General features: G+C 72.0%; 23 protein-coding genes. 12 read left to right on the top strand and 11 right to left on the bottom strand.

Annotated features, from left to right (window positions below; genetic code table 11):
- Positions 1-38: 38 nt before the first annotated feature.
- From urtB to BJ993_RS22165, 10 genes are read left to right on the top strand one after another with little or no spacing between them, the layout of a single operon-like run.
- A complete protein-coding gene (gene urtB, locus BJ993_RS22120) occupies positions 39-923 on the top strand; it encodes an urea ABC transporter permease subunit UrtB (protein ID WP_036545714.1) in 885 nt (294 codons plus the stop codon).
- Positions 920-2,041 carry an urea ABC transporter permease subunit UrtC gene (gene urtC, locus BJ993_RS22125; RefSeq protein ID WP_179651268.1) on the top strand — a complete coding sequence of 374 codons (1,122 nt, stop codon included), beginning with the start codon at positions 920-922 and terminating at the stop codon, positions 2,039-2,041. The genes urtB and urtC overlap by 4 nt, the downstream gene beginning before the upstream one ends.
- Positions 2,038-2,814 (top strand): urea ABC transporter ATP-binding protein UrtD, encoded by a 777-nt coding sequence (gene urtD, locus BJ993_RS22130; RefSeq protein WP_179651270.1) that lies wholly within the window; start codon positions 2,038-2,040, stop codon positions 2,812-2,814. The genes urtC and urtD overlap by 4 nt, the downstream gene beginning before the upstream one ends.
- Complete coding sequence (locus BJ993_RS22135) at positions 2,807-3,487, top strand: ATP-binding cassette domain-containing protein (RefSeq protein WP_179651273.1); 681 nt, start codon at positions 2,807-2,809, stop codon at positions 3,485-3,487. The genes urtD and BJ993_RS22135 overlap by 8 nt, the downstream gene beginning before the upstream one ends.
- 4 nt (positions 3,488-3,491) lie before the next feature.
- Positions 3,492-3,794 carry an urease subunit gamma gene (locus BJ993_RS22140; RefSeq protein WP_036545722.1) on the top strand — a complete coding sequence of 101 codons (303 nt, stop codon included), beginning with the start codon at positions 3,492-3,494 and terminating at the stop codon, positions 3,792-3,794.
- A 13-nt stretch (positions 3,795-3,807) separates the two neighbouring features.
- Complete coding sequence (gene ureB, locus BJ993_RS22145) at positions 3,808-4,146, top strand: urease subunit beta (RefSeq protein WP_036545723.1); 339 nt, start codon at positions 3,808-3,810, stop codon at positions 4,144-4,146.
- Positions 4,139-5,845 (top strand): urease subunit alpha, encoded by a 1,707-nt coding sequence (locus BJ993_RS22150; RefSeq protein WP_179651275.1) that lies wholly within the window; start codon positions 4,139-4,141, stop codon positions 5,843-5,845. Before ureB ends, BJ993_RS22150 begins: the two co-directional genes overlap by 8 nt.
- 7 nt (positions 5,846-5,852) lie before the next feature.
- Positions 5,853-6,512: an urease accessory protein UreF gene (locus BJ993_RS22155; RefSeq protein WP_179651277.1), complete on the top strand. Its 660-nt coding sequence runs from the start codon at positions 5,853-5,855 to the stop codon at positions 6,510-6,512.
- Entirely contained in the window at positions 6,505-7,227 is a 723-nt protein-coding gene (gene ureG / locus BJ993_RS22160; RefSeq protein ID WP_308645674.1) for an urease accessory protein UreG, read from the top strand. The genes BJ993_RS22155 and ureG overlap by 8 nt, the downstream gene beginning before the upstream one ends.
- Positions 7,211-7,957 carry an urease accessory protein UreD gene (locus tag BJ993_RS22165; protein ID WP_179651281.1) on the top strand — a complete coding sequence of 249 codons (747 nt, stop codon included), beginning with the start codon at positions 7,211-7,213 and terminating at the stop codon, positions 7,955-7,957. The genes ureG and BJ993_RS22165 overlap by 17 nt, the downstream gene beginning before the upstream one ends.
- On the opposite strand, the gene BJ993_RS22170 is transcribed toward BJ993_RS22165, so the two are convergent.
- Entirely contained in the window at positions 7,954-9,030 is a 1,077-nt protein-coding gene (locus BJ993_RS22170) for a substrate-binding domain-containing protein (protein ID WP_179651283.1), read from the bottom strand. The genes BJ993_RS22165 and BJ993_RS22170 overlap by 4 nt on opposite strands.
- Before the next feature lie 155 nt (positions 9,031-9,185).
- Here BJ993_RS22170 and BJ993_RS22175 point away from each other — a divergent pair, with 155 nt between their 5' ends.
- Entirely contained in the window at positions 9,186-9,566 is a 381-nt protein-coding gene (locus BJ993_RS22175) for a MarR family winged helix-turn-helix transcriptional regulator (RefSeq protein WP_179651285.1), read from the top strand.
- Between the two features lie 139 nt (positions 9,567-9,705).
- On the opposite strand, the gene BJ993_RS22180 is transcribed toward BJ993_RS22175, so the two are convergent.
- The 8 genes from BJ993_RS22180 to pafA all read right to left on the bottom strand — a co-directional run bounded on the left by BJ993_RS22180 (position 9,706) and on the right by pafA (position 19,254).
- The gene (locus BJ993_RS22180; protein ID WP_179651286.1) at positions 9,706-12,528 is read right to left on the bottom strand and encodes a DEAD/DEAH box helicase; all 2,823 of its coding nucleotides are present in this window, start codon (positions 12,526-12,528) and stop codon (positions 9,706-9,708) included.
- Positions 12,525-13,394, bottom strand: coding sequence for a diacylglycerol kinase (locus tag BJ993_RS22185; RefSeq protein ID WP_179651288.1), 870 nt, complete (start codon positions 13,392-13,394; stop codon positions 12,525-12,527). Before BJ993_RS22185 ends, BJ993_RS22180 begins: the two co-directional genes overlap by 4 nt.
- A gap of 49 nt (positions 13,395-13,443) precedes the next feature.
- On the bottom strand, positions 13,444-14,286 hold the full coding sequence (tatC, locus tag BJ993_RS22190; protein WP_179651290.1) for a twin-arginine translocase subunit TatC: 843 nt from the start codon (positions 14,284-14,286) through the stop codon (positions 13,444-13,446).
- A gap of 25 nt (positions 14,287-14,311) precedes the next feature.
- A complete protein-coding gene (locus tag BJ993_RS26190; RefSeq protein WP_036545735.1) occupies positions 14,312-14,554 on the bottom strand; it encodes a Sec-independent protein translocase subunit TatA in 243 nt (80 codons plus the stop codon).
- Between the two features lie 77 nt (positions 14,555-14,631).
- Positions 14,632-15,651 carry a helix-turn-helix transcriptional regulator gene (locus BJ993_RS22200; protein WP_179651294.1) on the bottom strand — a complete coding sequence of 340 codons (1,020 nt, stop codon included), beginning with the start codon at positions 15,649-15,651 and terminating at the stop codon, positions 14,632-14,634.
- Between the two features lie 85 nt (positions 15,652-15,736).
- A complete protein-coding gene (locus tag BJ993_RS22205; protein WP_036545740.1) occupies positions 15,737-16,708 on the bottom strand; it encodes a helix-turn-helix transcriptional regulator in 972 nt (323 codons plus the stop codon).
- A gap of 24 nt (positions 16,709-16,732) precedes the next feature.
- On the bottom strand, positions 16,733-17,848 hold the full coding sequence (locus BJ993_RS22210) for an FKBP-type peptidyl-prolyl cis-trans isomerase (RefSeq protein WP_179651296.1): 1,116 nt from the start codon (positions 17,846-17,848) through the stop codon (positions 16,733-16,735).
- Between the two features lie 44 nt (positions 17,849-17,892).
- Entirely contained in the window at positions 17,893-19,254 is a 1,362-nt protein-coding gene (gene pafA, locus BJ993_RS22215) for a Pup--protein ligase (protein ID WP_036545742.1), read from the bottom strand.
- A 44-nt stretch (positions 19,255-19,298) separates the two neighbouring features.
- Between pafA and BJ993_RS22220 the strand changes: the two genes are divergently transcribed.
- Entirely contained in the window at positions 19,299-20,726 is a 1,428-nt protein-coding gene (locus BJ993_RS22220) for an FAD-dependent oxidoreductase (protein WP_179651298.1), read from the top strand.
- A 39-nt stretch (positions 20,727-20,765) separates the two neighbouring features.
- Here the strand turns inward: BJ993_RS22220 and prcA are convergent, their stop codons facing one another.
- Entirely contained in the window at positions 20,766-21,599 is an 834-nt protein-coding gene (gene prcA, locus BJ993_RS22225; protein WP_179651300.1) for a proteasome subunit alpha, read from the bottom strand.
- A complete protein-coding gene (gene prcB / locus BJ993_RS22230) occupies positions 21,596-22,450 on the bottom strand; it encodes a proteasome subunit beta (RefSeq protein ID WP_036545746.1) in 855 nt (284 codons plus the stop codon). The genes prcA and prcB overlap by 4 nt, the downstream gene beginning before the upstream one ends.
- Between the last annotated feature and the right edge of the window lie 3 nt (positions 22,451-22,453).

Below are 22,453 nucleotides of genomic sequence, written 5' to 3' on the forward strand. Positions count from 1 at the left end.
CAGCGCGGCACCCCGGGGCCACCCGTCAGGAGTCCCCCGTGGACGCGTTCACCACCCCGCTGCTCGCCGGTGCCGCCACCGGCGCGTTGCTGCTCATCGCCGCGCTCGGCCTGGCCCTCACCTTCGGCCAGATGGGCGTGATCAACATGGCGCACGGCGAGTTCCTCATGGCCGGCGCCTACACGGCCTATCTCACCCAGCAGGTCGTGACCAACACCGACATCTCGATCCTCGTCGCGCTGCCGGTGGCATTCCTCGTCGCCGGCCTGCTCGGCCTCCTGCTGGAGGTCGCGATCATCCAGTGGATGTACCGGCGCCCGCTGGACACGCTGCTCGTCACCGTCGGCGTCAGCCTGCTGCTCCAGCAGCTCGCCAAGGACGTGTTCGGCGCGCAGGGCGACCCGGTGCACACGCCGGGCTGGCTCGACGGCAACGTCGACGTGTTCGGCTACCACTGGCCCTACCGGCAGATGTTCACGATCGTGCTCGCGCTCGCCGCGCTCGGAGCCCTCGGCGCACTGCTGAAGTACACCGCCTACGGACGCCAGATCCGGGCGACCGTGCAGAACCGCGACCTCGCCGAGACGATGGGCGTCTCCACGCGCACCGTCGACCGGGTCACCTTCTTCGTCGGCTCCGGCCTGGCGGGCATCGGCGGCGTCGCCGTGTCCCTCATCTCCGGCACGAACCCGAACCTCGGGACGACGTACATCATCTCGGCGTTCCTCGTCGTCGTGGCCGGCGGTCTCGGCCAGCTCAAGGGCACGGTGATCGCGGCCTTCGCCGTCGGCATCGTCACCGCGTACCTGACCGACTGGTACAGCTCGAGCATGGCCCAGGTGGTCACCTTCGGGCTCGTCGTGGTCTTCCTCCAGCTCCGGCCCCAGGGCCTGTTCACCGTGCGTACCAGGGGGCTCGCATGAAGCACCTGCAGAAGTGGGGACCGCTCGTCGGCATCGCCCTGATCGCGATCGCCCTGCTCGTCGTCGCGCCGGCCGTGCTCAGCCCGTTCCGGCTCAACAATCTCGGCAAGTACGTCTGCTGGGCGATCGCGGGCGTCGGCATCGGCCTCGCGTGGGGGCGCGGGGGCATGCTCGTCATGGGCCAGGGCGTCTTCTTCGGCCTCGGCGGCTACGCGATGGCCATGCACCTCAAGCTCGAGGCCGCGATGGCCACGGGTGGCCCGGACGCCATCCCCGACTTCATGGTCCTGTACGGCGACGGCACGATGCCCGGCTGGTGGGAGCCCTTCCGCAGCGGCGCCTTCACCCTGTTCGCCATCGTCGCCCTCCCGGCGGTCGCTACCGCGATCCTCGGCTGGGCAATCTTCAAGAGGCGGGTCAAGGGCGCCTACTTCGCGATCCTCACCCAGGCGCTGGCGGTCGCGTTCGCGACCCTGCTGATCGCGACCATCAAGCAGACGGGCGGCTTCAACGGGCTCAACCAGTTCACCGTGTTCTTCGGCTACAACCTCTACGACCCGGTGAACAAGAAGATGATCTACTCGATCGCCGCGGCCGTGCTGGTGGCCTGCCTGCTCGTGGTGTGGCAGCTCTACCGCAGCCGCTTCGGCGAGTTGCTGGTCGCGACCCGGGACGCCGAGGAGCGCGTCCGCTTCCTGGGGCACGACCCGGCCAACATCAAGCTGGTCGCCTTCGTGGTCGCCGCGGTGATGGCGAGCGTTGGCGGCGCCCTCTTCGCGCCGATCACCGGCATCATCTCGCCGTCCGACGTCGACGCGACCGCGTCGATCTTCCTGATCGCCGGCGTCGCGCTCGGCGGACGCGCACTCCTGCTGGGTCCGGCGCTGGGTGCGCTCGCCGTCGGCTACGGACGCACGTCGCTCTCGGAGTCCTTCCCGGACCAGTGGACCTACTTCCTGGGCCTGCTGTTCATCGTCGTGATCCTGTTCTTCCCCGCCGGTCTCGGCAGCGTCTGGTCCCAGGCCCTCGGACGGCTGCGCTCGGTGGTCCGCTCCCCCGCCGTCCCGAAGCACCGCACGGCAGAGCCGGCGGTCGACGACCTGGAGGTCGCCCGATGAACGACGACTACCTGGAGATCCGGGGGCTGAGCGTCGAGTTCGATGGCTTCAAGGCCATCGACGGGGTCGACCTGACCCTGCTGCAGGGCCGCCTGCACTTCCTGATCGGGCCCAACGGGGCCGGCAAGACCACGCTCGTGGACGCGGTGACCGGGCTCGTGCCCGCCACCGGGCTGGCCCGGTACCGCCACCGGGACCTGTTGCACACCAAGTCGCACCGGATCGTGCGCGCCGGCATCGGCCGCACCTTCCAGACGGCGACGGTGTTCGAGGGCCTCTCGGTCCTGCAGAACCTCGACATCGCCGGCGGGGTCCACCGGTCGGCGTGGAGGATGGCGCTCGCCCGGCGCGGCACGCCGTCGTACGTCGAGGAGGCGCTGGAGACCATCGGGCTCGCGGACCTGCGCGACAAGCCCGCGGGAGTCCTGGCCCACGGCCAGAAGCAGTGGCTCGAGATCGGGATGCTGCTGGTGCAGGACGCCCGGGTGATGCTGCTCGACGAGCCGGTGGCCGGCATGAGCGCCGAGGAGCGGGCCGAGACCGGCGAGCTGCTGCGGCGGATCGGCCGCGAGCGGACCATCGTCGTGATCGAGCACGACATGGAGTTCGTCCGCAGCTACGCCGACGTGGTGACCGTGATGCATGCCGGCAAGGTGCTGGCCGAGGGCAAGGTGGCGGAGATCCAGGCCGATCCGCGGGTCCAGGAGGTCTACCTGGGCCGACAGGCCGAGACGAGTGCCGCCGAGGCGAGCGAGGAGGTCGACCATGCTTGAGCTGCGAGGGGTGAGCGCCGGCTACGGCCGCACCCGCGTCCTGGAGGACGTGTCGCTGGAGGTCCCCGATGGCGGCGCCGTCGCCGTGATGGGTCACAACGGCGCGGGCAAGACCACGGTGCTGCGCGTCGCGGTGGGTCTGCTGCCGGTGATGCGCGGGCAGGTGCTGCTCGACGGCGAGGACGTGACCCGGCTCCGCCCGAACAAGCGGGTGGCGCGCGGCCTGGGCTACGTCCCGCAGGGCCAGCTGTCGTTCCCCCAGATGACGACCCTGGAGAACCTGCAGCTGGTCAGCACCGACCGGGCGGCGATCGACGAGGTGCTGGACACCTTCCCGGCGCTGCGTGACCTGCTCGCACGCAGGGCGGGTCTGCTCTCCGGAGGCCAGCGCCAACAGCTCGCGATCGCGCGGACGCTCCTGACCAAGCCGCGGATGCTGATCCTCGACGAGCCGACCGAGGGCATCCAGCCCAATGTGGTCGCCGAGATCGAGGCGGTCATCACCGCGCTCACGGCGCGGGGGGACCTGTCGGTCCTGCTGGTCGAGCAGCACGTCGGCTTCGCCCTGCGCAGCACCGACGCCTACTACGTGCTGGAGTCGGGCCGGGTCACCTCGAGCGGTGCCGGCGGCGCCGGAGCGCTCGAGGCGGTTCGTACGGCGATGGCAGTCTGAGGCCATGCACCTGACACCCTCCGACACGGAGAAGCTGCTGCTGAGCGTCGCCGGCATGGTCGCCCGGGACCGGCTGGACCGCGGGGTCCGGCTCAACTACCCCGAGGCGGTCGCCCTGCTGTCCTGCTGGGTCATCGAGGAGGCCCGCGCCGGTGCGCTGGTCTCGGACCTGATGGAGCGCGGCCGCGACGTGCTGCGCCGCGAGCAGGTCATGGCCGGCGTCCCCGAGATGCTGGTCGACGTCCAGGTCGAGGCCACCTTCCGCGACGGGCGCAAGCTCGTCACTCTCCACCACCCGATCGCGTGAGGAGCGAGCACCCATGGGCATCGTGAGCGACGGACCGGGCGCCACCCGGACCGCACCCGGCACGGTCGTGCTGAACGCGGACCGCTCCCCCGACGAGCGTGGCCTGCTGGTGGTCACCAACACCGGCGACCGGCCGGTGCAGATCGGCTCGCACATCCACCTGCCCGACGTGAACGCCGCCCTCGACTTCGACCGTGCGGCGGCGTACGGCTTCCGGCTGGACATCCCCTCGGGGACGTCACGCCGGTTCGAGCCGGGCGCGTCCCAGGAGGTCGCGATCGTCGCGCTCCGGGGAGCGCGGGTGGTGCCGGGCATCCAGGTGCGCACGGACGGAGGCCGGCTCGATGGTTGAGATCAGCCGTGCGGCGTACGCCGCCCTGTACGGCCCGACCGTCGGCGACCAGGTCCGGCTCGGCGACACCGACCTGTGGATCGAGGTCGAGCAGGACTGGGTGGTCGGCGGCGAGGAGGCGGTCTTCGGCGGCGGCAAGTCGATCAGGGAGTCGATGGCGCAGTCGACGCGCACGTCGGCCGAGGGCGCCCTCGACACGGTCATCACCAACGCGCTGGTGCTCGACCACTGGGGCGTCGTCCGGGCCGACGTGGGGATCAAGGACGGGCGGATCGTGGCGCTGGGCCGGTCGGGCAACCCCGACATCGCCGACGGCGTCCACCCCGACCTCGTGATCGGTCCCGGGACCGACGTGGTCGCCGGCGAGGGCAAGATCCTCACCGCGGGCGCCATCGACGTGCACGTGCACCTGCTCTCCCGCTCGCAGCTGGTGGAGGCGCTGGCCACCGGCATCACCACCATCGCGGGTGGCGGCACCGGCCCGTCCGAGGGCTCGAAGGCCACCACGGTGACGCCCGGTGCGTGGCACCTGGCGACCGTGCACCGGGCGCTGGACTCGGTGCCGCTGAACATCCTGCTGTTCGGCAAGGGCAACACGGTCAGCGCCGGCGGGCTCGCCGAGCAGGCGCTGGGCGGCGCGGCCGGCTACAAGGTGCACGAGGACTGGGGATCGACGCCCGCGGCCATCGACGCCTCGCTGCGCGCGGCGGACGAGTTCGGCCTGCAGGTCGCACTGCACTCCGACAGCCTCAACGAGGCCGGCTACGTCGAGTCGACCATCGCCGCGATCGCCGGTCGGGGCATCCACGCCTTCCACGCCGAGGGCGCGGGTGGCGGGCACGCGCCGGACATCCTCACCGTGGCCTCGCTGCCGCACGTGATCCCCGGCTCGACCAACCCGACGCTGCCGCACACCGTCAACACGGTCGCCGAGCACCTCGACATGCTGATGGTCTGCCACCACCTCAACCCGCAGGTCCCCGAGGACCTCGCGTTCGCCGAGTCCCGGATCCGGGCCACCACGATCGCCGCGGAGGACCTGCTGCACGACCTCGGGGCCCTCTCGATCACGTCGTCCGACGCGCAGGCCATGGGCCGCATCGGCGAGGTGGTCTGCCGGACCTGGCAGGTCGCGCACGTCATGAAGGCCCGCTACGGCGCCCACGGCGACCTCGCCGAGGGGCCGGCGGACAACGCGCGGGCCCGGCGCTACGTCGCGAAGTACACGATCAACCCGGCCGTCGCGCACGGCATCGACCACGAGGTCGGCTCGGTGGAGCCCGGCAAGCTCGCCGACCTCGTCCTCTGGGACCCGCGCTTCTTCGGGATCCGGCCGCAGGTGGTGATGAAGTCCGGAGCGCTCGTGTGGGGGGCACTCGGGGACCCGAACGCCTCCATCCCGACACCGCAGCCGGTGCTGATGCGGCCCACCCTCGGCGACGACGGCAGCGCGCACGGCGTGACCTTCGTGTCGCCTGCGGCGCTGGAGGACGGCCTCGCCGACCGGCTGGGGCTGCGTCGCCGGCTCGCGGCGGTGAAGCCGACGCGAGCGGTCACCAAGGCCGACATGGCCAACAACACCGCGCTGCCGCGGATCGACATCGACCCGGAGACCTTCGCGATCGACGTCGACGGCGAGCGGATCGTGCCGGCCCCGGCCACCGAGCTGCCCCTGGCGCAGCTGTACTCGATGTTCTGAGACCGCGATGGCCCACCCCGACCTGCTCACCCTGCTGCTCGCCGACGCGCGGCTGCCCGTCGCGGGGCACACCCAGTCCGGCACGCTCGAGGGCGCCGTGATGGCTGGTCTGGGAGCGGCCGACGTGCCGTCGTACCTCCGGACGCGGCTGCGGGGCGTCACCCGGGTCGAGGCGGGCACGGCGCTCGCGGCCCGGCGGGCGGTGCTGGACCGGACGCCGCTGGCGGACGTGGAGACGGCCTGGGCGGCGCGGACCGTCGCGCCGGCGGTCCGCAGCGCGTCGCGGGTGCAGGCCCGGACCCTGCTGCGCCTGTGCGCCCAGGTGTGGCCGGACGCCGCGGCGCCGCTGCAGGCGGTCCCCGGCGCGAGCAGGGCGGTGGCGCTCGGCGCCGTGGCGGCCGGCCTCGGGATCGGCGCGGAGGCGCTCGCCCGCCTCGTCGCGTACGACGACGTGCAGACCGTCTGCGCCGCGGCGCTCAAGCTGCTCCCCCTCGACCCGGCGGCCGTCACGGGATGGGTGGTCGACGCGCTGCCGCTCGTCGAGGACCTGGTCACGGCGACCGCCGGCGTCGCCGAGCCCGACGACATCCCCGCCGTCGGGGTCCCCCAGATCGAGGTGTGGGCGCAGGCCCATGCCCGCACCACCAGGAGGTTGTTCCGTGCCTGAGCACCATCACCACGACCACGCCCATGCCCACGTCGAGCGCCCGCTCCGGCTGGGCGTGTGCGGGCCCGTCGGCACCGGCAAGAGCTCGCTCATCGCGCTGCTGTGCCGCGAGCTGTCCGACCGGCTCAGCCTCGCCGTCGTCACCAACGACATCTACACCGACGAGGACGCCCGCTTCCTGCGCTCCGCCGGGGTCCTGGCAGCCGATCGCATCCGCGCGGTCGAGACGGGTGCCTGCCCGCACACGGCGATCCGCGACGACATCAGCGCCAACCTGCTGGAGGTCGAGGAGCTCGAGCGCGACTACCCCGACCTCGACCTGGTGCTCCTCGAGTCCGGCGGCGACAACCTGACGGCCACCTTCTCGCCCGCGCTCGTGGACGCGCAGGTGTTCGTGCTCGACGTGGCGGGCGGTGGCGACGTCGCACGCAAGGGCGGACCGGGGATCGAGCGGGCCGACCTGCTGGTGGTCAACAAGACCGACCTGGCGCCGTACGTCGGCGTGGACGTCGTGCAGATGAAGGCCGACGCCGTCGCGGCCCGCGACGGGCGACCGGTCATCGCCCTCTCCCGGACCGACCGGGCGAGCATCGACGCGATCGTCGCCTGGGTCCTCGAGGTCCGCTCCTCCCACCAGCACGGCCTGCTGGTGCCGGTGGATCCCGGCCCGATGGCCGCGCACTCGCACGCCGGTGAGCATGCTCACGAGCACTGAGCGCCTCGGCCGGACCCGCCTGCGCATCTCCGCCGGTCCCTCCGGCGGGCGCTGCCAGGTGCGCACGGCCGTCACCCGCTCGGACCCGACGGCGTCGGCACTGCGCGCCGTGGTGGTCGAGCACGCCGCCGCGAGGGCACGGGTCGCCCTCGTTCCGGAAGGTGCGCTGCTCCTCGCCGGCGACGCGATCGAGATCGACGTGTCGGTCGGCGAAGGGCTCGAGGTCGACCTCGTCGAGACGGGCGGCACCGTCGCCTACGACATGCGCGGCTCCGCCGCCCGCTGGGACGTGCGGGTCGACCTCGCCGCGGGAGCGACCCTGCGGTGGGGCGGGCTCCCCTTCGTCGTGGCGGCGGGGGCCGAGGTCGCGCGTGCGGTGCGCGTGCGGTGCGCTGCCGGCGCACGCCTGGCGCTGCGGGAGACCCTCGTGCTCGGGCGGTACGGCGAGCAGCCGGGATCGGTCCGGCAGACCACCACCGTCCACGACCCCGCCGGTCCGGTGCTGGTCGAGGACCTGCCGCTCGACGCCGCGTCCGCGCCGTGGATGCTCGGGGGCTCCCGGGTCGTGACGAGCGTGCTGTCGGTCGGTGCGGACGTGCCGGAGACTCCCGACGACCTCCACCGCTACGACCTCGACCGCCCCGGTGCCGTCCTGTGGCGGCGGCTCGGCCAGCAGGTCCACGACGTCGAGCTCACCGGCGCGTGGGACGAGATCAGCGGGTGCAGCTAGTGGGCGCGCGCGATCTGCTGCTCGACGCGGAACTCGAGCCCGTCCGCAGCGGCGAGGTAGACGTCCTGGTCGAGCAGGTTCCCGTCCAGGCGCATCAGGCCGCGGGGACTGGAGTAGAAGTGGCCCGAGGGCAGCGAGGCCGCCGCGTCGACGGTCAGCGAGCCGCACACCTCGCCGACGCGGGCGAGGAACGAGATGGCCTCGTAGCAGGACTCCCCGACGGCGTTGAGCGCCGGCGCCCACCGGCCCCAGCGCGCGTAGTAGTCCCGGGCGAGGGTCGAGCTCTCGACGGTGTCCATCCCGTCGAAGTACGCCGCCGCGGCGTACAGGCCCTCACTCGCGTCCGCACCGGCGGCGAGCAGCGTGTTCTCCTCGACCGCCGGGCTGAGCCGCGGGAGCGCCGCGGTGAGGCCCGCCCGGGCGAACTGCCGGTTGAAGTGCACGGCGTCCTGCCCCATCAGCAGCATGATCACGCCGTCCACCGGCTGCCGCTCGAGCTCACTGATCACGCCGGCGAAGTCGCTCGTGCCGAGCGGCACGTAGGTCTCGCTGACGATCTCCGAGGCGGTGCCCTGCAGGGCGAGGCGGGCCGTCGTCCCGGTCACCCGCGGGAACACGTAGTCGTTGCCGAGGATCGCCCAGCGACCGACGCCCAGCTCCTCGCGCATCCAGTGCGCCGCGGGCAGCAGCTGGTTGATCGGGCGCTCGCCGATCATGAACACGCCGGGCGTGGAGTCGCCGCCCTCGTGCATGGCGCCGAACGCGTAGACGACGCGACCCCCGACACGACGGGTGATCGCCTGGCGCACGGCCGAGGTGTGCCAGCCCGCCACGGCCTCGACCGCGCCCGTGTCGACCAGCCGGCCGACCTCGTCCGCCACCAGGTCCGGGTCGCGTCCGCCGTCGACCACGACCAGCTCGACGCGGCGCCCGGCGATGCCCGAGCCGGCGTTCAGCTGCTCGGCCGCCAGCTCGCCGCACGCCAGGCAGGACGGGCCGTAGATGCCGGTCGGCCCCTGCAGGGGGACCACGAAGGCAACCGGGAGGACGTCGTCTGGGCGCGTGCGAAGCACGGGGACCTCCGTGCGGGGCGTCGGCTGGTGCTGCCGGCGACGTTGCGGGCGACGGATCAACCGGGGGTCTTCGTGGTCCGCCCTAGGATAGTGCCGACGCCGCGGCGTGGCAGCGTCGTTCACGCGATTGTCACAATCCGACCGAGGAGATCGCCGTGACCCAGCCGCAGTCCCTGCACTCGGGAGAGCCCGGGAGCAGCCTCGCCGTGCACGTGCGCCAGGTCGAGGCGCGGCTGCGCGGCGCCCTGCGACCGCTGCTGGCCGAGCACGGCCTCACGATGGATCACTGGCGCATCATCGCCGTGATCGGCGCCGAGCCGGGCCTCGGGATGGGTGAGATCGCGACGCTGGCCGTCGTACCTGCCGCCAGCCTGACGCGGTACATGGACAAGCTGGTCGAGCGGGGCATCGTCGTACGCCGCATCGACCCGGGCGACAAGCGGCGCTCGGTGGTGGCGCTGTCGCCCCGGGGCGTCGAGTACGCGGCCCGGTTGCGGGCGGCTGAGGCGGGGGTCGCGTCCGAGGGACTCGGCTGAGGGTTCCCGTGGGTGGCGCTGCCGGGTGCTGCTGAGAGTTGCGGTTTGGTCCCAAACCGCAGCAAAGCGGCCGGGACGGCTGCAGTCGTGCCCGATCGACGGGGGTCCCGGGCCTGGTCGGGTCGCAGTACGCCGGACGTCAGTCGCCCGCGACGATCCCCCGCCGCAGCAGCTTCACCAGTGCCCGTGCGTTGTCCCGCACCGGCGTGCCGGCCGCGGCGTCGGCGATCTGCCCGGCGAAGTCGATCAGCTGCTTCATCTGGCGCACGAAGTCGCCCGCGGTCTGGTCGTTGCGGGTGATCACCTCGTCGAGGTCCTGGCCCTCGGCCCAGCGGTAGGCCGTCCACGCGAAGCCGCCGTCGGGCTTGCGGAGGAAGTCGAGCCGGTGCTCGCGCTCGAGCCGCTCCAGCTCGCCCCACAACCGGGTCATCGCGTCGATCGTGGTCCCGATCGCGCCGCCGGGGACGTTGGGCGGTCCGTCCTCGGGACGGCGGGCCTCGTAGACCAGCGCCGACAGCACGGCGCCCAGCTGGGCCGGGGACAGGTCGTCCCACAGCCCACTGCGCAGCGCCTCCGCCGCGACCAGGTCGAGGTCGGAGTAGATCCGCATCAGGCCGCGCCCGCGCTCGGTGACCTCGTCGCCGTCGAGGTACTCGAGCGCCTCCAGCACCTCGCAGACGCGGTCGAAGGTGCGCGCCACGGTGTTGGTACGCCGCTCGATCCGCTGCGACAGCGTCTGGGTGTCCTTGTCGAGCTTCGCCCACCGCTCGGCCCACCGGGCGTGGTCCTCGCGCTCCGCGCAGCCGTGGCAGGGGTGCTCGCGGACCTGGGCGCGCAGTGCCGCGATCTGCTGGGCGATCTCGGGGTCGACCTGGCCCCGCTCCGCCTTGGGGCGGGTGACCGACAGCGGCAGCCCGCGCACGGCCTCGCGGACGGCCTGTGCGACGTCCTTGCGCTGGTGCGGGTTGCGCGGGTCGAGCTTGCGCGGCAGCCGGATCTTGGCGACCGGCTCCACCGGAGTCGGGAAGTCCATCATCGCCAGCCTGCGGCCCTGCCGCTCCGCGGTGATCACGAGGGGGCGGTGCCCGTGCTCGGAGAGGCCCGGGTCGACGATGACCGCGGGACCGGCGAACTTGCCGACCGGCACCACGACGATGTCGCCGGGCTTGAGCCGCTCGAGCGACGCCTCGGCCTCGCTGCGCCGGTCGTTCCGGCGGACCTTGCTGGACTCCTTCTCGAGCTCGGAGATGCGACGGCGCAGGGCGGCGTACTCCATGAAGTCGCCGAGGTGGCACTGGGCGGCCTCGGCATAGCCGGCGAGCGCGTCCTCGGCCTTGCGCTGCTGGCGGGCGAGCCCGACGACGGCGCGGTCGGCCTGGAACTGCGCGAAGGACTGCTCGAGGAGCTCCCGCGCCCGGTGGCGTCCGTAGGAGTGCACCAGGTTGACCGCCATGTTGTACGACGGCCGGAAGCTCGAGCGCAGCGGGTAGGTCCGGGTCGAGGCGAGGCCGGCCAGCTCCCGCGGGTTCATGCCGGGCTGCCAGAGCACGACGGCGTGCCCCTCGACGTCGAGTCCTCGGCGGCCGGCGCGGCCCGTGAGCTGGGTGTACTCCCCCGGCGTGATGTCGGCGTGCGTCTCGCCGTTCCACTTGGTCAGCTTCTCGAGGACCACGGTGCGCGCCGGCATGTTGATGCCGAGCGCCAGGGTCTCGGTGGCGAAGACGATCTTGACCAGGCCGCGGAGGTAGAGCTCCTCGACGCACTCCTTGAACGCCGGGAGCATGCCCGCGTGGTGCGCGGCGACGCCGCGGGAGGCGGCGTCGAGGAAGTCGTGGTAGCCGAGCACGTGGAGGTCGTCGGACGGCAGGCCGCCGAGGGTGCGCTCGACGTACGCGATAACCTCGTCGCGCTCCTCGCCGTCGGTGAGCCGGAGGTTGGCGTCGAGGCACTGCTGGACGGCGGCGTCGCAGCCGGCCCGGCTGAAGATGAAGTCGATGGCGGGCAGCAGGTTCTTGCGCTGCAGCTGGTCGATGACGTCGAGGCGCGACGGGATCCAGATCCGCCGGCCGCTGCCGACCGAGCGCGGGTTCTTCGACGAGCCGGGGTTGCCCTTGCGGGGTGAGCGGCGGTCGCGCATCAGGCGGCTGCTCGCCCAGTCGTCGCGGGCCAGCTTCATCAGCTCGTCGTTGACCGGTGCTCCCTCGCGCACGAACCCGGCGGCCGCGTCGACGTCGGAGGAGGCGAACAGGTCGAGCAGGCGACGGCCGACCATCACGTGCTGGAAGAGCGGAACGGGGCGCCGTTCGGCGACGATCGTCCGGGTGGAGCCACGAACGGTCTCCAGCCACTCGCCGAACTCCTCGGCGTTGGAGACGGTCGCGGAGAGCGACACCACCGACACCGACTCGGGCAGGTGGATGATCACCTCCTCCCACACCGCGCCGCGCGAACGGTCGGCGAGGTAGTGCACCTCGTCCATCACCACGAAGCCGAGGCCGACGAGGGTGCGCGATCGCGCGTAGAGCATGTTGCGCAGCACCTCGGTCGTCATGACGACGACCGGCGCCTCGCCGTTGACCGTGGTGTCGCCGGTCAGCAGGCCGACGTTCTCGGCGCCGTACCGGTCCACCAGGTCGCTGTACTTCTGGTTCGACAGCGCCTTGATCGGGGTCGTGTAGAAGCATTTGCGCCCCGTCTCCAGCGCGAGGTGGACCGCGAACTCCCCCACGACCGTCTTGCCGGCGCCGGTCGGCGCGGCGACGAGCACCCCGTCGCCGTCCTCGACGGCCTTGCAGCCCTCGACCTGGAAGTCGTCGAGCGGGAATGGGAAGCCGGCGGCGAAGTCGCGGAAGACCGGGTGGCCCTTGTCGCGACGGTACGACGCGTAGCGCTCCGCAGCCCCGGGCTGCTGCTCGTCGTCACGGGCGCGGTCGTGGGCGCGATCGGCGTTGCGGTCGCTCATGCGCGCACCGCCAACGCGCCGGGGACCGCCTCCACGGTGAGGGGCAGCGGGCCGAAGCGCTCGCCGTCGGCGTACCCGACGATGCCGGCGCACGCGACCGTCACCCGCTTCACGCGGTGGTGCTCGTACTGCGGATGTTTCACGTGGCTCCCGTCGAAGAGCTTGGGATAGGTCCGGACCAGCTCCCGCCGGCTCAGTGGCTTGATGAGGACGACGTCGAGCAGACCGTCGTCGAGCTCGGCTCCGTGGGTGATGCGCAGGCCGCCGCCGAAGGACGGCCCGTTGCCGACGGCGACCAGCATCGCCTCCACGCTGCGCTCCTCGCCGTCGAGCTCGAGGAGGTACTTGAGCGGCTGGAAGACACGAAGCTCGGCCAGCGTGGCGAGGTTGTAGCGCATCTGCCCCCTGGGCCAGCGCATCCGGTTGGCGCGCTCGTTGACCACGGCGTCGAAGCCGGCGGCGAGGACCCCGCCGAAGTAGCGCTCGCCGATCCGCGCGAGGTCCACCGTGCGCGTCGTGGCGTGCACGATCCGGGAGGCGGCCGCGGCAGGGTCGCCGAGCGGGACGTCGAAGTAGCGGGCGAAGTCGTTGCCGGTGCCCGCGGGGAGGATGCCGAGCGGTACGCCGGTCCCGGCGAGCGCCTGCATCGCGATGTTGACCATCCCGTCGCCCCCGCAGACGGCCAGCACCTCGGGACGCTCGGCGGCGGCGACGCGCGCGAGGTCGAGCGCGTCGTCGGCGCTGCGGCTGGTGAGCGCCGTGGTCTGCCAGCCGGCGCCGTGGAAGCGCGGCAGGGCCTCGTCCCGCACCCGTGCCGCGCGCCCCTTGCCCGAGGTCGGGTTGGTCAGCACGACGACACGAGGCACAGGGTGAAGGTTAGCGGCCGGTCATCGTCAGGGCCCGCGGGTTGTGCGCTCAGAGGTCGAGCGGGCTCGCCTCGTCGGGCGAGAGGCCCGCGTTGATGGCGCGGCCGGCCCGGCGCTTGTCGTTGACCCGCGCGATCACCTCGGAGATGAGGAAGAGGATGACCATCGGGACGGCCATGAAGGTCATCGTGAACGGGTCGCCGGAGGGGGTCATCACGGCGGCGAAGATGAAGCAGCCGACGATCATCCACGGCCGGTGGGCGCCCAGCGACTTGCCCTTGACGATGCCCGCGAGGTTGAGCAGGACGACGAAGACGGGGATCTCGAAGGCGATCCCGAAGCCGAGGAGGGTGCGCACGAAGAACGACAGGTAGTCGTTGAACTCCACCAGGTTGGTGAGGTCCGCCTGGGTGAACCCGATCAGGATCTCCAGGCCCTTGGGCAGGGTGACGTAGCCCAGGACGATGCCGGCGATGAACAGCGGGCCGGCGACGATCGCGAAGACCAGCGTCCAGCGCTTCTCCTCCCGGTGCAGGCCGGGGAGGATGAACGCCCAGATCTGGTAGAGCCAGACCGGGCTGGTCGCGACGACGGCCGTGATGCCGCACAGCTTGAGGTAGAGCAGGAAGGGCCCGCCGATGCCGTTGGCCGTGGCCACCGTGCGGTCGGCGCCCAGCGCCTCGCGGGCCTGCTGGTAGGGCTCGTTGATGACCGCGAAGATCGGGTCGAAGAAGAACAGCGCGACCACGAAGGCCACGAGGATCGTGAAGACCGACTTCAGGAGGCGCGCGCGCAGCTCCCGGAGGTGGTCGGACAGCGCCATCCGGCCGTCCTGGCCGACGGGGTGGACCGGCTTGCCGATGAACAGCCGGGCGACCCCGGGCAGCGACATGGAGGTGGACCTGCGGGTGGTCGGATCAGGCGTTCTTCTCGCGGTGCTCGTCGACGATCTCGCCCTCGGCGATGTCGTCGGCGGCGTTGAGCTCGCCGGTGGAGGCCGGCGCGGCCGGCTTCTTGTCGTCGTCCTTGAGGCCCTTGGTCTCGGCCTTGAAGATCCGCAGCGCCTGGCCGGTGCCCCGCGCGAGGTCGGGGAGCTTGGCGGCCCCGAACACGAGGATCACGATGGCCAGAATGATGAGCCACTCGGCTCCCTGGGGCATTCCGATCAGGGCAGACATCGTGGGGACCAACTCTCACTTCACGGGGTACGACGGACAGGCACCATGCTACGCCCACGTCACCCGTAGAGCCTGAGTGTGTCCTGTGCACTGGTCGTGAAAGAGTCGGTGAACTCTTCGGGGGTCACCACCTCGGCGTACGGCGCGAGGCGGAGCAGGAGCCGGTTGAGCCACCTGCGGTCCACGACGACGAGGTCGACCTCGGCCGTCCCGTCGGGGTCGATGCGCACGTCGCGGACGGGGTAGTACTCCGTCGCCCAGCGCGCCTCCGGCGCCAGCCGCAGTGTGGCGACGACCTGGTCGGGCCCCTCGACGTCGGCGAACAGGCCGTCGCTGAGGTCCCGCGGCGGCTGCGGGTCGGTCGCGGTCGGTGAGTCGAGGACCTCGAGCTTGGTGATCCGGTCCAGCCGGAACAGCCGCTCCCCCTCCGCCCGGTGGCACCAGGCGTCGAGATAGGAGAAGACGCCGTGCGTCACCACGCCGCGCGGGTCGACGACGCGCTCCGACTCCTCGTCGCGGGAGGGTACGTAGTAGGTCAGCCGCACCTGACGGCCCGCCTCGACGGCGTCGTTGAGCTCACGGGTCCGCTCCACGATCGCGACCTGCTCCGCGTCGCGCGGCGACGGCGTGACCGCCACGTGCGCGGCACCGGCGGTCGCCGCCGCACCCTCGAGCTTGTCGAGCACCCGGGCGACCAGGGCCCGGGTGTCACCGGTCGAGGTGTCGCGGAGCATGCGCAGCGCCACGATGATCGCCGAGGCCTCCGTGGCGCTGAGGCGCAGCGGTCGGTCGAGGTACTCCGCGTTCTCGACCCGGATGACGCCCTCGGTGATGACCCCGCCCTGCTCGGTCTGGATGGCGTCCAGGTCGACGTCGATCAGGTCGCCCGGGAGCCCGCCGGGCAGGCCGCACATGAAGAGCACCTTGAGGTCGCGCAGGACCTGGTCGGACGTGGTACCGAGCAGGCGGGCGGCCTCGTCGAGGCGCACCCCGTCGCGGTGGTGGAGGAACGGGACGAGCGTGAGCAGGCGGGCGACCTGGTCGCGGGCGCCGGAGGGGGGTGGGGTGGCGCGGCTCATCGGGTGCCTCGTGAGGTGCGTCGATGGGGCAGGAACTGCAGCGTGGGGGGATCAGAAGTGGCGGTTTGGGACCAAACCGCAACACTCACGACGCGCATCCGACGACCTCCGTCAACCGAGCGACGACCTGGGCCCGGACAGCGGCTGGTTCCAGGATCACCACGTCCGGCCCGTGCCCGAGGACGTCGTCCGCGAGACCCTGCGCCTGTCGGACCAGCTCGACTCGGTCCCAGCGGGTGCGCTCGTCCGGCCCCGGTACGCCGACCTCGACCCTGGTCGCGGACCGCCGGAAGCCGTGCCCGGCACCCTCACGCACGAGCAGCACGGCGTGCTCGGTGGCGGTCGGCGGGGCCAGCCGTCGCGCGATCGAGCGGACGTCGGTGTCCTCCGGGACGTCGTACGCACCCGGCGGGCCGACGAGGCGCACCTCGCCCTGGACGCGGGAGAGCCGGAAGACGCGCTCGTCGGCGCGGTCGCGGTCGTAGCCGACGAGATACCAGCGGCCGGCGTGGCGGACCACTCCCCACGGCTGGACGTGGCGCGTCAGAGGCGCGTCCGCGCCCGGGCGCTGGTAGTCGAACTCGATCTCGGTGCGTTCGCAGACGGCGAGCCAGCACTTCTCGAAGCCCGGCTCCTCCGCGGTGAGCAGCGGCTGGGCGATGTCGAGGGCGTCGAGGTCGACGTCGATGCCCGCCGCCGACAGCTTCCGTACGGCGTCCGAGGTCGCCTGGGCCATGGTGGCGTGCTGCCAGACCCGGGAGGCGAGGCCGACCACGGCGGCCTCCTCGGGAGTCAGCTCGACGTCGGGGAGGGCGAACGCCTCGGGCGGGATCCGGTAGCCGACCTCGTCCTCGAAGAGGGGATCGATGGTGGCCACGTCGACGGGTACGCCGAGGCTGCGCAGCTCGTCCTTGTCGCGCTCGAACATCTTCTCGAAGGCGTCCGGGCGCGAGTCCGGGTAGAGCAGCTCCCGGATGCGCTCCTTGGCGATCGGTCGCCGCTGCACGAGCAGCATGATGAGGAGATTCAGCAGCCGCTCGCTCTTGGGTGCGGGCATGGTTCCGATTCTGCCCTGTGACCGCTACTCCGAGGGGGTGGAGGACGGCGAGCCCGTGGCAGACCCGGAGGGCGAGCCCGACGGCGAGCCGGACGGCGAGGCGGTCTCGGACGGCTTCGGGGCCGGCTCGACGTCCGCGACGTCGAGGATGTCGACCACGAAGTAGAGCGTGGAGTTCGCCGGGATGTCCTTGCCCTGCGCCTTGTTGCCGTAGCCCAGCTTCGGCGGGATCTGCAGGAGCACGCGGCTGCCGACCGGCAGGCCGACGAGGCCCTGCGACCAGCCCTTCACGACCGATGCCGCATCGCCGCCGACGACGGCCTCGAGGCCGCGCCCGTCGCTGTAGCTCTCGTCGAAGGGCTTCTTCCCCTTCGGGATCTGGCCGAGGTAGCTGGCAAGGATCTTCTGGCCGCTCTTGACGACCGGGCCGGTGCCCTTGACCAGGGTGGCGACCTCGAGGTCGCCCGACGGGGCGGGGGCGCCCTTGAAGTCGAGGCTGGCGGGCACGCCGTCCTTCTCGACGATCTTCGGCGCCCAGGCCGGCGCCTTCTGGGCGGTGCCGGCCGGGCCGGCGAGCGCGGCGACGTCCGCGACGATCAGCAGGCCGTCCTCGTTGCCGATGTCCATCGAGGCCATGGCCTGCTGGACCGTCGAGTTGCCGATGTAGTCCTTGAGCAGCTTGTCGCTGCCGACGGTCACCGCGATCCGGGTACCGACGGTCGTGCCGGGCTTGATCTCGGAGACGAGCGACTGCGTCAGCAGGTCGGCGACGCTTTGCGGCTCGGCCTTGGCGCCGACCTTCACGAGCGAGCCCACGTTGTAGTCGTGGCCGTCGTCGACGTACGTCGAGTAGTTGACCTTGTGGGTGTAGCCGTTGGCGATCGTGAAGTTCAGCAGGACCACGTCGTCCTTGGCGACCTCGTCGCCATCGCCCTTGGCGATGACCTTGCTGGTCGCGTCGCCCGGGGCGAGGGTGCCCTTCCAGTCGATCTTGGGCGCCTCACCCACGTCGCCGCTGACCGAGACGGCGTCGAAGCCCTTCAGCTCCTCGTCGCTGCTGCCGCAGGCGGCCAGCGTGAGGGAGGCCGGCAGCAGCGCGGTGACGAGCAGGGTCGCGGGACGAGGCAGGCGCTTCAGCACGCGCAAACCTTACCCAGTCGGCCTGAGCCCGGGTGTCAGGTGGGCTACATGCCGTCGATCAGGCGCTGGACCCGCTCGTCGTACGCGCGGAACGGGTCCTTGCAGAGAACGGTGCGCTGCGCCTGGTCGTTGAGCTTGAGGTGCACCCAGTCGACCGTGAAGTCGCGCCGGCGCTCCTGCGCCTTGCGGATGAACTCGCCGCGCAGTCGGGCGCGGGTGTTCTGGGGCGGCACCGACTTCGCCTCGAAGATCTTGAGGTCGCTGGTCACCCGGGTGACGGCGCCACGCTTCTCCAGGAGGTAGTAGAGCCCGCGGTTGCGGTGGATGTCGTGGTAGGCGAGGTCGAGCTGGGCGATGCGGGGGTGGCTCATCGGCAGGCCGTGCTTCGCGCGGTAGCGGTCGATCAGCTTCCACTTGATGACCCAGTCGATCTCCCGGTCGACGAGGCCCAGGTCGTCGGACTCGACCGCCTTGAGCGTGCGCTCCCACAGGTCGAGCGAGCGCTCGATCACGGGAGTGGCGATGCCGCGGCGGTCCACGAAGTCGCGTGCCTTGGTGAGGTACTCGGCCTGGATGTCGAGCGCGCTCGCCTCGCGGCCGTTGGCCAGCCGGACCTTGCGCCTGCCGGTGACGTCGTGGGAGATCTCGCGGATCGCCCTGATCGGGTTCTCCATCGTGAGGTCGCGCATCACCACGCCCTCCTCGATCATCCGGAGCACCAGGTCGCACGACGCGACCTTGAGCATCGTGGTCGTCTCGCTCATGTTCGAGTCGCCGACGATGACGTGGAGGCGGCGGTACTTCTCGGCGTCGGCGTGCGGCTCGTCGCGCGTGTTGATGATCGGGCGGCTGCGGGTGGTGGCGCTGGAGACGCCCTCCCAGATGTGCTCCGCGCGCTGGCTGACGGCGTACGACGTGCCGCGCGGCGTCTGCGTCACCTTGCCTGCACCGACGATGACCTGCCGGGTGACGAGGAACGGGATCAGGACGTCGGCGAGGCGGCTGAACTCCCCTGCCCTGCTGACCAGGTAGTTCTCGTGGCAGCCGTAGGAGTTGCCGGCCGAGTCGGTGTTGTTCTTGAACAGGTAGATCTCGCCGGCGATGCCCTCGTCGTGCAGCCGCTGCTCGGCGTCGAGCAGGAGGCCCTCGAGGACCCGCTCCCCCGCCTTGTCGTGGGTGACCAGGTCGACGACGTCGTCGCACTCCGGGGTGGCGTACTCCGGGTGGCTGCCGACGTCGAGGTAGAGCCGGGCACCGTTGCGCAGGAAGACGTTGCTGCTGCGTCCCCAGCTGACGACCTTGCGGAACAGGTAGCGCGCGACCTCGTCGGGGCTGAGCCGGCGCTGGCCGCGGAACGTGCAGGTGACGCCGTACTCGTTCTCGATACCGAAGATGCGCCGGTCCATGTATGCACATTACTGGCCCGGACGGCATCGGGTACCGGACGCGCATGAACAGCTCCGCGAACTTCGCGACCCGACCCGCCGACAGCATGCCGGTGTGGTTCACCCGCGCACGCCCGGGGCCGTTCCCGCCCCCGCCCGCGCGGTCGGTGTGCGACGTCGCGGTCGTCGGCGCAGGTGTGGCCGGGCTGCTCACCGCCCTGCTCCTGGCCCGGGCCGGACGGTCGGTCGTGGTGCTGGAGGCACGCCGTGTCGGCGACGGGACGTCGGGGCACACGACCGGGAAGGTGAGCCTCCTGCAGGGCACCAAGCTCAGCCGGGTGCTGCGGTCCAACCCGCCGTCGGCGGCGCGCAGGTACGTCGAGGCGGGGCGCGAGGGCCAGGCGTGGCTGCGGCGGTACTGCGACGACCACGGCCTGCTGGCCGAGGGTCGCCATGCGACGACGTACGCCGGCACCCGCGTCGGCGAGGTCCGGGCGCGGGCCGAGCTGCTGGCCTCCCGTACGGCGGGGCTGCCGGTCGAGTGGACCAACTCCGTCGAGCTCCCCTACGAGGTCCGTGGCGCCGTACGCCTCGAGGACCAGTTCCAGCTCGACGCCATGGAGCTGCTCTCGGCCTTGACGGCCGACGTCGTCGCGGCCGGCGCCGGACTCCACGAGGGGGCGCGGGTGACCACGGTGGTCCACGACGGGGACGGGGTGACCCTGACGACGGACGCCGGCGCCGTGGTGGACGCCGGGCAGGTGGTGCTCGCGACGAACCAGCCGATCCTCGACCGCGGAGCGTTCTTCGCGCGCCTCCAGCCGCAGCGTTCGTACGCCGCCACGCTCACGTCGTCATGGCAGCCGGCCGGGATGCACCTGTCGGCCGACCACGCCGTCCGCTCGGTGCGGTCGGTCAGCGGCGCCGACGGCGAGGAGCTGCTGATGGTCGGCGGCTCGGGCCACGTCACCGGCCGCAGCACCCCGGAGCGGCACGTCGAACGGCTCCTGCGGTGGGCGGAGCACTGCTTCCCCGGCAGCGAGGTGCGGCACGTCTGGTCCGCCCAGGACCAGTCGCCCGTCACCGCGCTCCCCTACGTCGGCCCGCTCCTCCCCGGCGACCACCGCATCCAGGTGGTGACGGGCTTCGACAAGTGGGGGCTCAGCACGGCGCCCGCAGCGGCACTCGTGCTCGCGGCCGACATCCTCGGCGGGGCGGTGCCGTCGTGGGGATCGGCCCTGCGCAGCTGGACGCCCCGGGAGGTGCTCGCCGCCGGCCGCGCCGCGCTGGTCAACGCGGAGGTCGGCTGGCAGCTGGCCTGCGGGTACGCCGCCCGCCCGTTCCGTGACGACGCACCCCGCTGCACCCACCTCGGTGGGGTGCTGTCGTGGAACGGCGCCGATCAGTCGTGGGACTGCCCGCTGCACGGGTCGCGGTTCGGGGTGGATGGGGGTGTTCTGGAGGGGCCGGCGACGCGGTCGCTCGAGCCCTGAGTGCTGCGGTTCGGGCCGAACCGCAGCAATCCCAACCCGCTACAGCGGCGGCGCCACCGGCGGCTCGCCCGAACCGTTCCCACCGTTGTCGCCGGATGCCGGCGTGGGCGGGAGGTCGGTGGGCGTCTCGGAGGTGTGTGCCGCGGGGGCGGTCTCGGCCGGTCCCCGCTCGCCCAGCAGCTCCGCCAGCCGCGCCGGGAGGATCCGGCGGAACTTGCGGGGCTGGATGCGGGTGCGGTCGAGCACCGCGACCTCGAGGTCCTCGACCGGGATCACCCGGTCCTGGACCTGCCCACCGTCGGCGCTGTGCCCCAGGGCGGCCACCGCGACCTTGAGCGCGGAGGCGAGGTCGGCCCCCTCCGCGTAGTTGTCCCGGAGGTACGACGACACCGTCTCCGCGTCGCCGCCCATCACCGCGTAGCCGTGCTCGTCGGCGACACGGCCCTCGTAGGTGAGCCGGTAGATCTGGTCGTCGGCGGCGCTCTCGCCGATCTCGGCGACGAAGATCTCGACTTCGTAGGGCTTCTCGCCGCCCGAGGAGAAGATGGTGCCGAGGGTCTGGGCGTAGGCGTTGGCGAGGCCGCGGCCGGTCACGTCGCGACGGTCGTAGGCGTAGCCGCGCATGTCGGCGAGGCGGACCCCGGCGATGCGGAGGTTCTCGAACTCGTTGTAGCGGCCGACCGCGGCGAAGGCGAGGCGGTCGTAGAGCTCGGACACCTTGTGCAGCGCCTGCGAGGGGTTCTCGGTGACGAGGAGCACGCCGTCGGCGTACTGGACGGCTGCGAGGGACCGGCCGCGGGCGATGCCCTTGCGGGCGAAGTCGGCCCGGTCCTTCATCAGCTGCTCGGGCGAGACGTAGAACGGGGTGCTCATGCCTGGGCCTCCTCTCCGCCGCCGGGAAGCGGGGCCACCGGTCCGTCGGGCCTCACCATCCGGGCTCCGACGAGCTGGTCGGCGAGCGCGGACAGCGTCTCCTCGGGCAGGCGCAGGACGCCGTCGGCGGTGACCACCCACACGACCGGGAAGATCCGGCGGGTGAGGTCGGGTCCGCCGGTCGCGGAGTCGTCGTCCGCGGCGTCGTACAGGGCCTGGAGGCACACACGCACGGCGTCGTCCTGGCTGAGGTCGTCGCGGTAGAGCTTCTTCAGCGCACCGCGGGCGAAGAGGGACCCGGAGCCGACCGTGAAGAAGGACGCCTCCTCGTGGCGGCCGCCGGTCACGTCGTAGCCGAAGATCCGGCCGACGCCGCGGTCGAGGTCGTAGCCCGCGAACATCGGGACGACGGCGAGGCCCTGCATCGCCATCCCCAGGTTGGCGCGGATCAGCGCGGAGAGGCGGTTGGCCTTGCCGTCGAGGGACAGGATCGTGCCCTCGATCTTCTCGTAGTGCTCGAGCTCGACCTGGAAGAGGCGGACCATCTCGACGGCGAGCCCGGCCGTGCCGGCGATGCCGACCACGGAGTACTCGTCGGCCGGGAAGACCTTCTCGATGTCGCGCTGGGCGATCACGTTGCCCATCGTCGCGCGGCGGTCGCCCGCCATCACCAGGCCACCCGGGAAGGTGGCGGCGACGATGGTGGTGCCGTGTGGGGCGAGCTCGGCCGCGCTGCCCGCAGGGAGCGAGCGGCGCGCCGGGAGCAGGTCAGGGGCGTTCTCGGCGATGAAGTCGCTGAACGAGGAGGTGCCCGGGCGCAGGAACGCACCCGGGATGCGCGCGTCGTTCATGGG

This window comes from Nocardioides aromaticivorans (assembly GCF_013408525.1).
GTDB classification, from domain to species: Bacteria; Actinomycetota; Actinomycetes; order Propionibacteriales; family Nocardioidaceae; genus Nocardioides; species Nocardioides aromaticivorans.

Coding starts and splice junctions, on each gene's coding strand:
- pafA (WP_036545742.1), bottom strand. CDS start 19,254: ATGGACCGGCGCATCTTCGGTATCGAGAACGAGTACGGCGTCACCTGC.
- BJ993_RS22140 (WP_036545722.1), top strand. CDS start 3,492: ATGCACCTGACACCCTCCGACACGGAGAAGCTGCTGCTGAGCGTCGCC.
- BJ993_RS22135 (WP_179651273.1), top strand. CDS start 2,807: ATGCTTGAGCTGCGAGGGGTGAGCGCCGGCTACGGCCGCACCCGCGTC.
- BJ993_RS22150 (WP_179651275.1), top strand. CDS start 4,139: ATGGTTGAGATCAGCCGTGCGGCGTACGCCGCCCTGTACGGCCCGACC.
- BJ993_RS22165 (WP_179651281.1), top strand. CDS start 7,211: ATGCTCACGAGCACTGAGCGCCTCGGCCGGACCCGCCTGCGCATCTCC.
- prcA (WP_179651300.1), bottom strand. CDS start 21,599: ATGAGCACCCCGTTCTACGTCTCGCCCGAGCAGCTGATGAAGGACCGG.
- BJ993_RS26190 (WP_036545735.1), bottom strand. CDS start 14,554: ATGCCCCAGGGAGCCGAGTGGCTCATCATTCTGGCCATCGTGATCCTC.
- BJ993_RS22220 (WP_179651298.1), top strand. CDS start 19,299: ATGAACAGCTCCGCGAACTTCGCGACCCGACCCGCCGACAGCATGCCG.
- prcB (WP_036545746.1), bottom strand. CDS start 22,450: ATGAACGACGCGCGCATCCCGGGTGCGTTCCTGCGCCCGGGCACCTCC.
- urtC (WP_179651268.1), top strand. CDS start 920: ATGAAGCACCTGCAGAAGTGGGGACCGCTCGTCGGCATCGCCCTGATC.
- urtD (WP_179651270.1), top strand. CDS start 2,038: ATGAACGACGACTACCTGGAGATCCGGGGGCTGAGCGTCGAGTTCGAT.
- BJ993_RS22205 (WP_036545740.1), bottom strand. CDS start 16,708: ATGCCCGCACCCAAGAGCGAGCGGCTGCTGAATCTCCTCATCATGCTG.
- BJ993_RS22200 (WP_179651294.1), bottom strand. CDS start 15,651: ATGAGCCGCGCCACCCCACCCCCCTCCGGCGCCCGCGACCAGGTCGCC.
- ureB (WP_036545723.1), top strand. CDS start 3,808: ATGGGCATCGTGAGCGACGGACCGGGCGCCACCCGGACCGCACCCGGC.
- BJ993_RS22180 (WP_179651286.1), bottom strand. CDS start 12,528: ATGAGCGACCGCAACGCCGATCGCGCCCACGACCGCGCCCGTGACGAC.
- tatC (WP_179651290.1), bottom strand. CDS start 14,286: ATGTCGCTGCCCGGGGTCGCCCGGCTGTTCATCGGCAAGCCGGTCCAC.
- BJ993_RS22155 (WP_179651277.1), top strand. CDS start 5,853: ATGGCCCACCCCGACCTGCTCACCCTGCTGCTCGCCGACGCGCGGCTG.